We start from the raw sequence: 13,128 nt of genomic DNA on the forward strand, positions 1-13,128 counted from the left end.
TCTACGGGCGGCCTCCTGAGCGCGGCCTCCGCGGGTATCGCGCGGGACGCGAACCACCCCGGCCACGAGAGGGACCGCATGACGACGTTCCAGCCCGCCACCGTCCCCGGCGAGCCGCCCCCGGCGGACTCGGTGCGCCCGCGGGACTCGACGCCGCAGGCTCCTACCTCCGTGTCGCGGCTCAACGAGACGATCCGCGGGTTCGTGCAGACCTGGGGCTCTGTGTGGGTCGAAGGCGAGATCACCGCGTGGAACCAACGGGGTGGCAATGTCTTCGGCCGGCTCAAAGACCTCGCCACCGACGCCACCGTCTCGTTCCGCATCTGGTCGTCGACCCGCGAGCGGCTGCCCGGCGACCTGAAGGTCGGCGATCACGTCATCGCGTGCGTGAAGGCCGACTACTTCCCGAAGAACGGCGACTTCAGCTTCGCCGTCTCGGCCATGCGGCATGTCGGGCTCGGCGACCAGCTCGAGCGTCTGGAGCGTCTGCGCGTGCAGCTGCGCGCCGAGGGCCTCTTCGATCCCTCGCGCAAGAAGCCGCTGCCGTTCCTCCCCCGGCTCATCGGCCTCATCACCGGCGAGAACTCGGATGCCGAGAAGGACGTCCACCGCAACGCCGAGCTGCGCTGGCCGCGGGTGAGATTCCAGACCAAGTACGCGGCGGTGCAGGGCGATCGGTGCGTGCCCGAGACGATCGCGGCGCTCAAGGCGCTGGATGCCGCGCCAGACATCGATGTCATCATCATCGCGCGCGGCGGAGGCGACCCCCAGACGCTGCTGGGGTTCAGCGACGAGCGCCTGGTGCGCGCGGTGGCGGCGGCATCCACTCCCGTCGTCAGCGCCATCGGGCACGAGAACGACCATCCCCTCCTCGACGACGTCGCCGACCTGCGCGCCTCGACCCCGACCGACGCCGCCAAGCGCGTCGTTCCGGATGTCGCCGAGCAGCGGGCGATCGTCGGCCAGCTGCGGGCGCGCATGAACACACGACTCACGCAGCGGATCTCGCACGACATCGCCCAGCTGGAGCAGCTGCGCTCGCGGCCGGTGCTGCGTGCGCCCGAGACGCTGCTCACGAGCCGGGCGCACGACGTGGAACTGCTCGCCGCTCGGGGGCGCGACCGGATCGACCGGTCCCTCCGCGTGCAGGAACAGCGCACCGGCGAGCTGCGGGCGACCCTGCGGGCTCTCTCACCCGCCTCGACGCTGGCCCGCGGCTACGCCATCGCGCACCTGTCCGACGGCGTCATCGTGCGCGACGCGGCGCAGGCTCCGGCATCCACCCCCGTCGTCGTCACGGTGGGGCGGGGTTCCTTCGCCGCCCGCTCCGACGGCGAGATCGCGGAAGGTGCGGGCTCACCCACGGCAGGCGACGTCGCCGCGCCCAACTAGACTGGGTGTCATGACCGAGTCGAGCGGCGCCCCCGGCGACGTCGCGACCCTCTCGTTCGAGCAGGCGCGCGACGAGCTGGTGCGCGTGGTCGCAGAACTCGAGCAGGGCGCCCCGACGCTCGAGCACTCCCTCGCCCTCTGGGAGCGCGGCGAGGCCCTCGCGGCCCGCTGCGAGGAGTGGCTCCTCGGCGCCAAGCGCCGGCTCGAGGCGGCGCGTGCGTCGGCCGACCGTCGCGAAGGCGAGGACGGCTGATGGCCCGGGGCCCCCGCATCGTCGCCGAGCTCGGCCGGCCTGAGACACCCGATGAGACCGCCGCCCGCAAGGCGGAGTCGTCGCGCGTCTACCGGTCGAGCCAGAACGTGCGCAACCTCATCGGGGCGCTGCTCGCCACCCTGATCGTCGTGCTCGTGATCGTCTTCGCGGTGCCCCGCGGCAGCGTGCCCGAGCGCGAGCCGATCGACGTGCACGCGGTCGCCGAGAGCGTCGCCGCGTCCGAGAACCGCACCGTCATCACCCCCGACATGTCGGACGGGTGGATCGTGAACCGTGCCGGCATCGAAGGAGGCGGCTCGGTACGCGCGTTCACCGTGGTCTACGCCCCCGCCGCCGAGGACGAACGCGGGTTCCTGCGCGTAGCCCAGGGCTTCGACGCCGACGAGGCGTGGGTCGCACGCGTGCTGTCGGGGGCCGCCCCGCAGGACACCGTCACGATCGACGGGATCACGTGGGACCGCTACGAACTCGATCCCGACCGCACCGGAAACATCTCGGTCGCGATCACCACCGACGCCGGCCGCGACACCGTTCTCATCTACGGCGCGGCGGACGATGAAGCATTGGAAGAGACGGCGCGCTCCGTCACCGAACAGATCAGCGCACTGCGCCAGGAGGCCGAGTGACCGACCAGCCCACGCCCGCGAAGGTCTGGAACGAGATGCGGCGCGGCAACGCGCGCTTCGTCGCCGGGGAACCCCGCCACCCCCGGCAGGACGTCGACACCCGCCACGAGCTCGAGGGAGGGCAGCGCCCGCGCGCGGCGCTGTTCGGGTGCTCGGACTCGCGGCTGGCGGCTGAGATCATCTTCGACAAGGGCCTCGGCGACCTCTTCGTCGTGCGAAACGCGGGTCAGGTCGTGTCGGATTCGGTCATCGGCAGCCTGGAGTATGCGGTCGCCGTGCTGGGCGTGCCCCTCATCGTCGTGCTCGGCCACGATGCGTGCGGCGCCGTGCGTGCGGCGATCGACAGCACCGACGCGGATGCCGACCCGCTGCCTCCGCACATCTGGCGTCTGATCTCGCCGATCGTGCCCGCCGTCCGCCGTGTGCAGCGCGCATCGGCCGTCGAGGGCGTCTACCCCGACGAGATCGACGCCGAGGAGGTCGGCCGCGAGCACCTGCGCGACACCGTCGCCGAGCTGCTCCACTCCTCCGAGCTCATCAGCGATGCCGTCGCGGAAGGCCGCCTTGCCATCGTGGGCGCCAATTACCGACTCGGCGAGGGCACGGCCGTCCCCGACGTGATCGTCGGGATCACCGAGCCCGACTGATCCCCGCAGCGAACCCGACCGACCCGTACCGAACCAGAGGAACAACGACGTGACCGACACCGAGTACCGCATCGAGCACGACACCATGGGCGAGGTGCGCGTGCCCAAGAACGCGCTCTACGCCGCGCAGACGCAGCGGGCGGTGGAGAACTTCCCGATCTCGGGCGACCGCCTGGAGCCCGCGCAGATCGTCGCGCTGGCGCGCATCAAGAAGGCCGCCGCGCTGGCCAACAAGGAGCTCGGCACGCTCGACGGCGCCATCGCCGACGCCATCGCAGGTGCGGCCGACCGCATCATCGCGGGCGAGTTCGCCGACCAGTTCCCGATCGACGTGTACCAGACCGGCAGCGGCACGTCGTCGAACATGAACATGAACGAGGTGCTCGCGACCCTCGCCACGCAGTCGCTCGGCGCCACGGTGCACCCGAACGACCACGTCAACGCGTCCCAGTCCTCCAACGACGTGTTCCCCACCTCCGTGCACATCGCTGTCACGCAGGAGATCATCGACGACCTGATTCCCGCGCTCGACCACCTCGCGGTCGCCCTCGAGGGCAAGGCGGAGCTGTGGAAGACCGTCGTGAAGTCCGGCCGGACCCACCTCATGGACGCGACGCCCGTCACACTCGGACAGGAGTTCGGCGGCTACGCCCGCCAGATCCGTCTCGGAATCGAACGCGTGCAGGCCGTGCTCCCCCGCGTCGCCGAGGTGCCGCTGGGCGGCACCGCCGTCGGCACCGGCATCAACACCCCCCTCGGCTTCCCGCAGCGCGTCATCGAGCTCATCGTGGCCGACACCGAGCTGCCCATCACCGAGGCCAAGGACCACTTCGAGGCCCAGGCCAACCGCGACGGCCTGGTCGAGGCATCCGGCGCCCTGCGCACGATCGCCGTCTCGCTCACGAAGATCAACAACGACCTGCGGTGGATGGGCTCGGGCCCCAACACCGGGCTCGGCGAGCTGCACATCCCCGACCTGCAGCCCGGTTCGTCGATCATGCCCGGCAAGGTCAACCCCGTGATCCCGGAGGCGACCCTCATGGTGTGCGCCCGCGTCATCGGCAACGATGCGACGGTCGCCTGGGCAGGGGCCTCCGGCGCGTTCGAGCTCAACGTCGCGATCCCGATCATGGGGAGCGCCGTGCTGGAGTCGATCGAGCTGCTCGCCAACACCTCGCGCGTGCTGGCCGACAAGACGATCGCCGGTCTCGAGGCGAACGTCGAGCGTGCCGCAGCCTACGCCGGCATGTCGCCGTCCATCGTGACGCCTCTCAACAAGCTGATCGGCTACGAGGCGGCCGCGAAGATCGCCAAGCACTCGGTCGCGAAGGGCATCACCGTGCGGGAGGCCGTGATCGACCTCGGCTATGTCGAGCGGGGCGAGCTCACGCTCGAGCAGCTGGACGAGAAGCTCGACCTGCTCTCCATGACCCACCCGGGGTGATCAGCCCGTTCCATGCCGCAGCCTCAGCTTCGGCGGGATAATCGGGACATGGCCCGCACGCCTCGCCCAGTTCCCGCGCGCGTCAGGATCCTCGCCGCGATCCTCGCGGTCGCGTGCGTGGGCCTGGCGATCGTGGGCAGCGTGACGTTCCTCGTGCAGCGCGAGCAGGCGCTGGCGAGCGTGCAGGAGAGGCTCGACGCGCAGGTCGAGGCTCTGCACATGGTGGCCGACGACAGCGCGGTGTCGGGCACCCCCGACGGCGCGTCGGCTGCCACGGAGGAACTCGACCCGAGCCAGTTCGACACGCTCGAGGATTACCTCTACGCGGTCGTGGCGCGCCTCGTGCCCTCACGCAACGAAGCCTCTCTGGCGCTGATCGACGGTGTGCCTCGCTGGAAGCCCTCACCGTACGCCGGCGGATTCAGCGTCGCCGGCAACCAACAGCTGATCGAGCGCGTCGTCAGGGAGACGGCAGAGGGCGACACGAAACGCGGTACCGCCGTCACCGCTGACGGGTCGCTGAGGTACATCGCCATCCCCGTATCGATGGAGGGCGACTCCCGTCAGGGACTCTACGTCCGGGCGATAGACCTGAGCGCCGAGCTGCGGCCGGTGACCGTCGCGATGACCACGTATGTGATCGCGGCGGTCGCCGTGCTGATCGCCATCGGGGTCGTCGGGTGGTTCGTCACCGGCCGGCTCCTTTCGCCGATCAGGCGCCTGCGTGAGACGGCGGACGCCATCTCGATCACGGATCTCTCGGCACGCCTCGAGCCGCAGGGCAACGACGATATCTCCGATCTGTCGCGCACCGTCAACTCGATGCTCGATCGCCTCGAGGACTCGGTCGACGGGCAGCGGCAGCTCCTCGACGACGTGCGCCACGAGCTCAAGACGCCCATCACCATCGTCCGCGGCCATCTCGAGCTCATGGATCCTCGGGATGCCACCGACGTGGCAGCGGCACGCGACATCGGGATCGCCGAGCTCGACCGGCTCGCCCGTCTCGTGGAAGACATCGATCTGCTGGCGACGGCCGAAGCCGACTCCTACGCCGTCGCCCCGGTCGACCTCGCAGCGCTGACAGCGCGTGTCGGCGAACTCGTGGCCGTCATCCCCGGCCACGAGTGGACGATCGAGGAGCGTGGCGAAGGGGCGGTGACAGGCGACCAGGATCGTCTGCTGCAGGCGTGGCTGCAGCTCGCCGACAACGCGGCCAAGTACACGCCCGACAGGAGCCCCATCGAGCTCGGCAGCGCGCACGATGCCGACGGCGCCCGGCTCTGGGTGCGCGACCACGGTCCCGGGATACCCGCCGGGGCCCGGGCGCGGATCTTCCGGCGCTTCGATCGCGCACACGTGAAGCGCACCGTCGGCGGCTCCGGACTGGGGCTCGCGATCGTGGACGCGATCGCGAAGGGCCACGGCGGGCACTGCGCCGTGACGGACACTCCCGGCGGGGGCGCCACCTTCACGATCCACCTGCCTCCGTCGGAGGTCGAACTGCCGGCGCCGGTGCGCGCCGGCGACGTCGTGCTGCAACGGGAGGCTGCCGGATGACGAGGATCCTCATCGTCGAGGACGAACCGCGGATCGCCGCGTTCGTCAGTCGTGGGCTCGAGGCGGCCGGCTACGAGACGCTCGTGTTCGAGGACGGCCCCGAGGGGCTCGAGGCGGCCCTCCGCGGGGACGGCGACCTCGTATTGCTCGATGTGGGGCTGCCCACCATGGACGGCTTCGAGGTGCTGCGCGAGCTTCGTGCTCGGGGCTCGGGGGTGCCGGTGATCATGCTGACCGCTCGCTCCAGTACGCGCGACACCGTCACGGGATTGGATGCCGGAGCCAACGATTACGTCGCGAAGCCGTTCACCTTCGAAGAGTTGCTGGCGCGCGTTCGCTCGCGGCTGCGGGAGAGCGTGCCACAGCCCGGCGTTTCGATCTCGCACGGCGACGTCGTTCTCGACATCCTCGCCCGCCGGGCGACGGTCGCCGGGCGGGAGATCGACCTGTCGGCGCGGGAGTTCTCGCTCGCGGAGCAGTTCCTGCGCAACCCGGGCCGAGTGCTCAGCCGCGAGCAGCTGCTGAGCCGAGTGTGGGGCCTCGACTTCGACCCGGGGTCGAATGTCGTCGACGTGTATGTGCGCTACCTGCGGGGGAAGCTGGGCTCCGACCACATCGTCACGGTTCGCGGCGCCGGTTACCGCTGGGAGTGAGACATCGCGGCCCTCGTCCGGCGACACGAGGAAGCCCCCGGCGCTGGGGGACGCCGGGGGCTGTGAATGGCCGGACTGGGGGATCCGACCGCTATCAGCCGCGCTTGTCTGGGGGATTGCGCGACTGGTCTTTCTTTTCGCCGTGAGCGGCGCCGTTGCCGTGCTCGACGTTCGACCCCGCATGCGCGGGCTTGCCAGGAGGGACCGGGGCTCGTTCAGCCTCCATCGGAGGCCTGGGGATACTGACGCCCGGCTGCTCCTCCGGCTGGCCGCCGACCAGCCCCGCCCCCTCCACACGGTTCGATGGTGCAGAGGGCACCGCCGCCTGCGTGTTCTCGGCAGCCCTCTCGCGCTCCAGTCGGTCCACGAGGGCATCGATCCGGCCCGCGGGCCAGCCATGAGCGGCCGTCCACTCGCGGACCGCTTTCCAGTCGCCGGTCGCCTTCGCCTCGGCGATGACCGGCTCGAGCTCGGTGGGCCGGGCATGCCCGGAGCCGTCGGGTTCCGTGGCGGGAGCGGATGAGCCATCGTCGTCGGGAGTCGTCGACGGAGACTCGACGACGACGGGAGCGGGCGCATCGACGACTTCCGCCTCGACGTTCTGCGCCTCGACGTTCTCGGCCTCGACGTTCTCGGCGTCAACCGGGGCTGTGGGCGTCTGGGGCCGCGGGCTCGATGTGGCCGTCGGTCGAGAAGTGGCCGATGGAGTTCCCGCGGCGGGCACGATGACCCGCTCGGACGCCACGCTCGTGCCGGGGGCGTCGGCGAGTGCGGCGGTGTTCGCCACTGCGACGGCGGTGACGACGGCGATGCTCGCGACGACGGCGGTGGCGCCGCCGATCACGAGTCCCGTGCGTGCGTCCACGTCGCGCCTGCCCTCCGTTCGCCTGGCTCGATTCCCCACTCCATGGTGTCAGAACCGTCGCGCGCCACGCGCCGCTGGGCATGAGACTCTTCTCATGCACGGCTGACACGGCGGGCCGGGATGCCGCATCCCGGCCCGCTGTGTTGTCAGCGTTGTCAGGCCAGTTCGCCGGCCTCCAGGAGGTCGGTGACGAGAGCGGCGATCGCCGAGCGCTCCGACCGCACCAGCGTGACGTGACCGAAGAGCGCGTGGCCCTTCAGCGTCTCGATCACGGAGGCGACGCCGTCGTGACGGCCGACGCGGAGATTGTCGCGCTGGCCCACGTCATGAGTGAGGACCACCCGTGAGTTCTGGCCGATACGGCTCAGTACCGTCAGGAGCACGTTGCGCTCGAGCGACTGCGCCTCGTCGACGATCACGAACGCATCGTGCAGCGAGCGTCCGCGGATGTGGGTCAACGGCAGCACTTCGAGGAGTCCGCGCTCCACCACCTCCTCGAGCACGTTCGTGGAGACGACCGATCCGAGAGTGTCGAACACGGCCTGGCCCCACGGGTTCATCTTCTCCTGCTGGTCTCCGGGCAGGTAGCCGAGTTCCTGCCCGCCGACGGCGAAGAGGGGCCGGAAGACGATGATCTTGCGCTGCTGCTGACGTTCGAGAACCGCCTCGAGCGCCGCGCACAGTGCGAGGGCCGACTTGCCGGTCCCGGCCCGACCGCCGAGCGACACGATGCCGACCTCGGGGTCGAGCAGCAGGTCGATCGCGATGCGCTGCTCGGCCGAGCGCCCGTGCAGACCGAACACCTCGCGGTCTCCGCGGACCAGACGGTACTCGCCATCGCCGACGACGCGCCCCAGGGCGGAACCCCGCTCCGAATGGATGATGAGGCCGGTGTTGACGGGCAGGCCGACCACGTCGTCACTCGAGGCGACCTCGCTCTCGTAGAGGTCGCTGATGTCGTCGCCGGAGACGTCGAGGTCGGCGATGCCGGTCCAGCCCGAGTCCACGGCCTGCTCGGCGAGGTACTCCTCAGCGGTGATGCCCAGCGAGGCGGCCTTGACACGCATCGGGAGGTCCTTCGAGACGACGGTGACCTCCTGACCGTCGTGCGCGAGATTCATCGCGATCGCGAGGATGCGGCTGTCATTGTCGCCCAGCCTCATTCCCGAGGGGAGCACCGTGGCATCGGTGTTGTTGAGCTCGACTCGGAGGGTGCCGCCCCGGCCGACCGGAACGGGGAAGTCGAGGCGGCCGTGTTCGACCCGTAGCTCGTCGAGATGGCGCAGCGCCTGGCGGGCGAAGTAGCCGATCTCGGGGTCGTGCCGCTTGCCCTCGAGCTCGGTGATCACCACGACGGGGATCACGACGCTGTGCTCGGCGAAACGGAAGAACGCCCGAGGGTCGCTCAGCAGCACGGACGTGTCGAGAACGTAGGTGCGCAGCTCCTCATCGGGCAGATGCCGATCGGAGAGTGCGTCCTGCTCGGCGTTCTGACGACGCTGCTCGTGTGGTGCTCGTGTGGTCACAACCCACTCCCGCCCCGGGTGGATCACCCGGCAATCACGAGTCGACCAGGGGTCACGAGTCGCGATCCGTGAGGCCGACTCGACCGGGCTCCTTGCCCGATGCGATCAAACTACGGCCGCCCTGCGACATCGGATGCATCCGACACGCCCGTCCGCGTTACGTGTTGGTGAACGGATGCCGGCGGCCGCGGCTTCCTCCCCTCACCAGACGCGCGACGAGGAGAAGGCGCCGAGAGCGTCGCCGAAGAGGCGGAGCGTGTCGGCCCCGGTGCCCACGTGCGGGGCCACCCGGATGTGGCCGCCCCGCACCGTGACCGTCACTCCGTGGTTCGCCAGCGAAGCGGCCAGGGGCGCGACGTCCTGCGGCGCGGGCGCGAGAGCGACGATGCCGGCGCGGCGCTCGGGCTCACGAGGCGTGAGCACGGGGATCTCATAGCGGTCTGCGACGAACATGATGTGGCCTGCGCGCTCGAGGAGCACGGACTCGATGGTGGCCGCGCCGACATCGACGATGTCACGCAGCGCCGTCGCCAGGCGCGCAGCGGCCAGCGAGTCGGATCCGGCGACGGAGAACGCCTGCGCCGACGCGGCCGGTGCGGGGACGGCATCGACCGGCAGCTCGCCCTCGACCCCTTGGAAGCCCGACAGCACCGGTGCGATTCGCTCCAGCGCCCGTTCGCCGAACCAGGCGAAGCCGGTGCCGCGGCCGGCGCGCAGCCACTTGAAGCCGTTCCCGCAGACGACGTCGGCCGCGAGGTAGTCCGCATCGACCATGCCGAATCCCTGGATGGCGTCGACGATGAGCAGGCGATCGCCGATGATCTCCCGGAGCGCCGTCAGGTCGGCGCGATACCCGGTGCGGAAGTCCACGAGGCTCACCGCGACCGCCCTCGTGTCGTCCGAGAGGGCCGAACGCACGGCGTCCGGCGTCATGAATCCGTTCGCCGGGTCGACCCATTGCGGATGGAGCGTGCCGAACGCCTCCGACGCGCGGGTGGCGGTGACGGTGAGGCTCGGGAACTCCGCCCTGCTGAGCATGAGGCCCCCGGCGAGACCGTAGATCGCCTGCATGAGCCCGTAGGTGGTCGAGGGCTGCAGAGCCACCTGGGCGGCATCCGAGCCGATCAGTTCGGCGACGAGCTCGCGTGCCTCACGGATGTGGTCGTCGACCAGGGCGATGCTCGTCCGCCGGCCCGATCCGAGGAGTTCGGCGTCGGCCTGCGCCTCCGCGCGCACCGCCGGGGAGAGTGGCCCGAAGGACGCCCAGTCCAGATAACCGGGATCACCGTCGAACGAGGCCAGGTACGACTCCAGATCGGTCACGCCGCTCATTCTCCCAGAGCCGCTCCCCCGCGTCTCGCCGGCCCTCAGCCCCCGAAGCGCCGGTCCGCGGGCCTTCAGCCGCCGAAGCGCCGGTCTCGCGAGGCGAAGTCGCGGATGGCGCGCAGGAAGTCGACCTCGCGGAGGTCGGGCCCCAGTGCTTCGACGAAGGAGAAGCTCGGAATGAGATAGACGCGGCCGGCCCTCAGCCGCCGAAGCGCCGGTCTCGCGAGGCGAAGTCGCGGATGGCGCGCAGGAAGTCGACCTCGCGGAGATCGGGCCCCAGTGCTTCGACGAAGGAGAAGCTCGGAATGAGATAGACGCGGCCGGCCCTCAGCCGCCGAAGCGCCGGTCTCGCGAGGCGAAGTCGCGGATGGCGCGCAGGAAGTCGACCTCGCGGAGATCGGGCCCCAGTGCTTCGACGAAGTAGAACTCGGAATGCGCGGACTGCCACAGCAGGAAGTCGCTCAGGCGCTGCTCCCCCGAGGTGCGGATCACGAGGTCGGGATCGGGTTGGCCCCCGGTGTAGAGGTGCTCGCCGATCTGCTCGGGGGTCAGGCTCGCGGCGAGCTCCTCGAGCGATCCTCCCTCCTTGTCGTGCTTCGCGATGATGCTGCGGACGGCGTCGACGATCTCGCCGCGACCGCCGTAGCCGACCGCGAGGTTCACGTGCATGCCCGTGTTGTCGCGGGTGCGGGACTCGACGGCCGAGAGCACCCGCGCGAGGTCCGCCGGCAGGGCGTCGGCGCGGCCGACGTGCTTGACGCGCCAGTCGCGCTCGTGTGAGAGCTCCTCGGCGAGCTCGGCGATGATCTCGATGAGATCGGACAGCTCCCGGGAGTCGCGTTTGCGGAGATTGTCGTTCGACAGGAGGTAGAGCGACACGACGCGGATGCCGACGTCGTCGCACCAGCGCAGGAACTCCTTCATCTTCGCCGCGCCGGCGCGGTGCCCGTGCACGGCCGAGTCGTAGCCCAGCTGCTTCGCCCAGCGGCGGTTCCCGTCGATCATCATCGCGAGATGCCGTGGCACGGATGCCGGATCCAGGCGTCGCCGCAGACGGTTGATGTAGAGGCGGTAGAGGGGTCCTCTGCCCTCGTTCGCCTCTACTCGCGCCACACGCCTACGCTACCCCGCTCGGGCGGCGAGCCGTAGCGCGAGACTGAGTGCCAGTGCACGCGGGACTCAGTACGTTCCGCTGAAGGCATGCGCCGCCGTCTACGCTTGGTGCATGAACCCTCGACGCCGCCTGTCGTCCGCGCCCGAAGTGCCGGTGCTGCCTTTGATGGACGCGGCGGCCGTCGACGCCGCCACCCCCGAGCTCAAGCCGACGTGGCGCGGCTGGATCCACGCCGCGACCTTCCCGGTGGCGATCGTGGCAGGCATCGTGCTGATCGTGGTCGCGCAGGGCGCCCCGGCGAAGTGGGCGTCGGCGGTCTTCATGGCCACGTCGCTCCTGCTCTTCGGAAACTCGGCGCTGTATCACCGCTTCGACTGGAAACCCAAGACGAAGGCGATCCTCAAGCGCATCGACCACGCGAACATCGTGCTGCTGATCGCGGGCACGTACACGCCGATCGCGACGCTCGCCCTCCCCCCGCAGCAGGGGGCTCTCCTGCTGATCCTGGTCTGGAGCGGCGCGCTCCTGGGCATCCTGTTCCGCGTCTTCTGGCTCCACGCACCGAGATGGCTCTACGTCGCGCTCTATCTCGCGCTCGGATGGGCCGCGGTGATGTACATCGTCCCGCTGTTCCAGGCCAGCGCGGCGATGATGATCCTCGTCGCCATCGGCGGCCTGCTCTACACGGGCGGCGCCGTGGTGTATGCGCTCAAACGCCCCAACCCGTGGCCGGGCCACTTCGGGTTCCACGAGATCTTCCACGTCTGCACGGTGCTCGCTTTCCTGTGCCACTGGAGCGCGTGCCTGATCATCGCACTGCACCCCCTGTCGCCGTCACTGGGCCTCCCGGGCTGAGGAAGCGCCCGGGTCGACGTCCTCGTCGACCTCGGTCGCCTCGGCGGCACGGGCCGCCTGCGCCTCGGCTGCGGCCTCGGCGTCGAGCTCCTCCTGGATGTCGGCCCGCACGCGACCACGACGGATCCGCCGCATCATGTCCCATACCAGGAAGATCACGGCCAGCGCGACGAAGGCGGTGATCACGAAGCCCCACACCCCCGGCGTCACCAGATTCGGGTCGACCGGGGAGGTCGGGGTCGGCGTGGGAGTCGTCGCGGCGAGGGAGAGGGCGACGATCACGTGCTGCATGGGGTCCTCGCTCTGCCCGCGGGGCGGGCGATGTCGTCGGGGATGCGCGCGAGCGCATAGCCTGGAGTTCCAGCCTAATCTTCCGATCCGGCGCGACGAGACCTCAGGAGCAGGGTGACCACGCAGGACATGCTCGACGAGCGCTACGGCCGTCGCAGTTCGCCGGCGCGCCGCTGGATCATCGCGGCCGGACTCGTCGTCGTCCTGGCAGTCGTCGGCCTTTTCGCGTGGTGGACGGTGCAGGGTTCACTGCGGTCGGTCGACTCCGACACGACCTCGTTCGAGGTGGCCGACGAGCACTCCGTGACCCTCGGGTTCCAGATCACCGCGCCGCCGGGGTCCGCGGTCGTCTGCGCGATAGAGGCGCAGGATGAGGAGCACGGCGTGGTCGGCTGGCGCGTCGTCGAGATCCCGGCATCCGACCTCCATGCCCGGGCCTTCCGCGAGGTGATCCCCACGACGGCGCTCGCGACGACCGGCTTCGTGAACTCCTGCTGGATGCCGTCCTGACCGGCCCAGCGAGGCCGGCAGCACGAGGCCACGTCCCGGGTCTCG

At 70.2% G+C, this 13,128-nt stretch carries 14 protein-coding genes; 9 read left to right on the forward strand and 5 right to left on the reverse strand.

From position 1 onward, the window contains the following. The first annotated feature begins 78 nt into the window (after positions 1-78). From xseA to ACN9MP_RS11590, 7 genes are read left to right on the forward strand one after another with little or no spacing between them, the layout of a single operon-like run. On the forward strand, positions 79-1,392 hold the full coding sequence (xseA, locus tag ACN9MP_RS11560) for an exodeoxyribonuclease VII large subunit (RefSeq protein WP_426320324.1): 1,314 nt from the start codon (positions 79-81) through the stop codon (positions 1,390-1,392). Positions 1,393-1,402: 10 nt separating this feature from the next. Further along, positions 1,403-1,645, forward strand: a complete 243-nt coding sequence (locus tag ACN9MP_RS11565) for an exodeoxyribonuclease VII small subunit (protein ID WP_426320325.1) — start codon at positions 1,403-1,405, stop codon at positions 1,643-1,645. Continuing rightward, the gene (locus ACN9MP_RS11570) at positions 1,645-2,292 is read left to right on the forward strand and encodes a DUF4245 domain-containing protein (RefSeq protein ID WP_426320326.1); all 648 of its coding nucleotides are present in this window, start codon (positions 1,645-1,647) and stop codon (positions 2,290-2,292) included. Before ACN9MP_RS11565 ends, ACN9MP_RS11570 begins: the two co-directional genes overlap by 1 nt. A 35-nt stretch (positions 2,293-2,327) precedes the next feature. Then, a complete protein-coding gene (locus ACN9MP_RS11575; RefSeq protein ID WP_426325997.1) occupies positions 2,328-2,939 on the forward strand; it encodes a carbonic anhydrase in 612 nt (203 codons plus the stop codon). A 49-nt stretch (positions 2,940-2,988) separates the two neighbouring features. Further along, complete coding sequence (locus tag ACN9MP_RS11580) at positions 2,989-4,383, forward strand: class II fumarate hydratase (RefSeq protein WP_426320328.1); 1,395 nt, start codon at positions 2,989-2,991, stop codon at positions 4,381-4,383. Between the two features lie 48 nt (positions 4,384-4,431). Beyond that, positions 4,432-5,943 (forward strand): sensor histidine kinase, encoded by a 1,512-nt coding sequence (locus ACN9MP_RS11585; RefSeq protein ID WP_426320329.1) that lies wholly within the window; start codon positions 4,432-4,434, stop codon positions 5,941-5,943. Then, entirely contained in the window at positions 5,940-6,596 is a 657-nt protein-coding gene (locus ACN9MP_RS11590; RefSeq protein WP_426320331.1) for a response regulator transcription factor, read from the forward strand. The genes ACN9MP_RS11585 and ACN9MP_RS11590 overlap by 4 nt, the downstream gene beginning before the upstream one ends. A 94-nt stretch (positions 6,597-6,690) precedes the next feature. On the opposite strand, the gene ACN9MP_RS11595 is transcribed toward ACN9MP_RS11590, so the two are convergent. From ACN9MP_RS11595 to ACN9MP_RS11610, 4 genes are all read right to left on the reverse strand, one after another. Beyond that, a complete protein-coding gene (locus tag ACN9MP_RS11595; RefSeq protein ID WP_426320333.1) occupies positions 6,691-7,461 on the reverse strand; it encodes a hypothetical protein in 771 nt (256 codons plus the stop codon). 155 nt (positions 7,462-7,616) lie between these two features. Next, positions 7,617-8,987: a PhoH family protein gene (locus ACN9MP_RS11600; protein WP_426320335.1), complete on the reverse strand. Its 1,371-nt coding sequence runs from the start codon at positions 8,985-8,987 to the stop codon at positions 7,617-7,619. A 201-nt stretch (positions 8,988-9,188) separates the two neighbouring features. Then, on the reverse strand, positions 9,189-10,319 hold the full coding sequence (locus ACN9MP_RS11605; RefSeq protein ID WP_426320337.1) for an aminotransferase class V-fold PLP-dependent enzyme: 1,131 nt from the start codon (positions 10,317-10,319) through the stop codon (positions 9,189-9,191). Positions 10,320-10,640: 321 nt separating this feature from the next. Continuing rightward, positions 10,641-11,426, reverse strand: a complete 786-nt coding sequence (locus tag ACN9MP_RS11610; RefSeq protein WP_426320339.1) for an isoprenyl transferase — start codon at positions 11,424-11,426, stop codon at positions 10,641-10,643. 112 nt (positions 11,427-11,538) lie between these two features. On the opposite strand from ACN9MP_RS11610, the gene trhA reads away from it, so the two are divergent. After that, a complete protein-coding gene (gene trhA / locus ACN9MP_RS11615; RefSeq protein ID WP_426320341.1) occupies positions 11,539-12,282 on the forward strand; it encodes a PAQR family membrane homeostasis protein TrhA in 744 nt (247 codons plus the stop codon). Here the strand turns inward: trhA and ACN9MP_RS11620 are convergent. Continuing rightward, a complete protein-coding gene (locus ACN9MP_RS11620) occupies positions 12,262-12,573 on the reverse strand; it encodes a hypothetical protein (protein WP_426320343.1) in 312 nt (103 codons plus the stop codon). The genes trhA and ACN9MP_RS11620 overlap by 21 nt on opposite strands. Positions 12,574-12,687: 114 nt before the next feature. Here ACN9MP_RS11620 and ACN9MP_RS11625 point away from each other — a divergent pair, with 114 nt between their 5' ends. Further along, positions 12,688-13,083: a DUF4307 domain-containing protein gene (locus tag ACN9MP_RS11625; protein ID WP_426320345.1), complete on the forward strand. Its 396-nt coding sequence runs from the start codon at positions 12,688-12,690 to the stop codon at positions 13,081-13,083. Positions 13,084-13,128: the final 45 nt, after the last annotated feature.

Source organism: Microbacterium sp. E-13 (assembly GCF_049912955.1).
Classification (GTDB): Bacteria; Actinomycetota; Actinomycetes; order Actinomycetales; family Microbacteriaceae; genus Microbacterium.

Excerpts from the sequence above, each read along its gene's own strand:
- ACN9MP_RS11590 (WP_426320331.1), top strand. The coding sequence starts at position 5,940 with ATGACGAGGATCCTCATCGTCGAGGACGAACCGCGGATCGCCGCGTTC.
- ACN9MP_RS11605 (WP_426320337.1), bottom strand. The coding sequence starts at position 10,319 with ATGAGCGGCGTGACCGATCTGGAGTCGTACCTGGCCTCGTTCGACGGT.
- ACN9MP_RS11575 (WP_426325997.1), top strand. The coding sequence starts at position 2,328 with ATGCGGCGCGGCAACGCGCGCTTCGTCGCCGGGGAACCCCGCCACCCC.
- ACN9MP_RS11570 (WP_426320326.1), top strand. The coding sequence starts at position 1,645 with ATGGCCCGGGGCCCCCGCATCGTCGCCGAGCTCGGCCGGCCTGAGACA.
- ACN9MP_RS11565 (WP_426320325.1), top strand. The coding sequence starts at position 1,403 with ATGACCGAGTCGAGCGGCGCCCCCGGCGACGTCGCGACCCTCTCGTTC.
- trhA (WP_426320341.1), top strand. The coding sequence starts at position 11,539 with ATGAACCCTCGACGCCGCCTGTCGTCCGCGCCCGAAGTGCCGGTGCTG.
- ACN9MP_RS11585 (WP_426320329.1), top strand. The coding sequence starts at position 4,432 with ATGGCCCGCACGCCTCGCCCAGTTCCCGCGCGCGTCAGGATCCTCGCC.
- xseA (WP_426320324.1), top strand. The coding sequence starts at position 79 with ATGACGACGTTCCAGCCCGCCACCGTCCCCGGCGAGCCGCCCCCGGCG.
- ACN9MP_RS11620 (WP_426320343.1), bottom strand. The coding sequence starts at position 12,573 with ATGCAGCACGTGATCGTCGCCCTCTCCCTCGCCGCGACGACTCCCACG.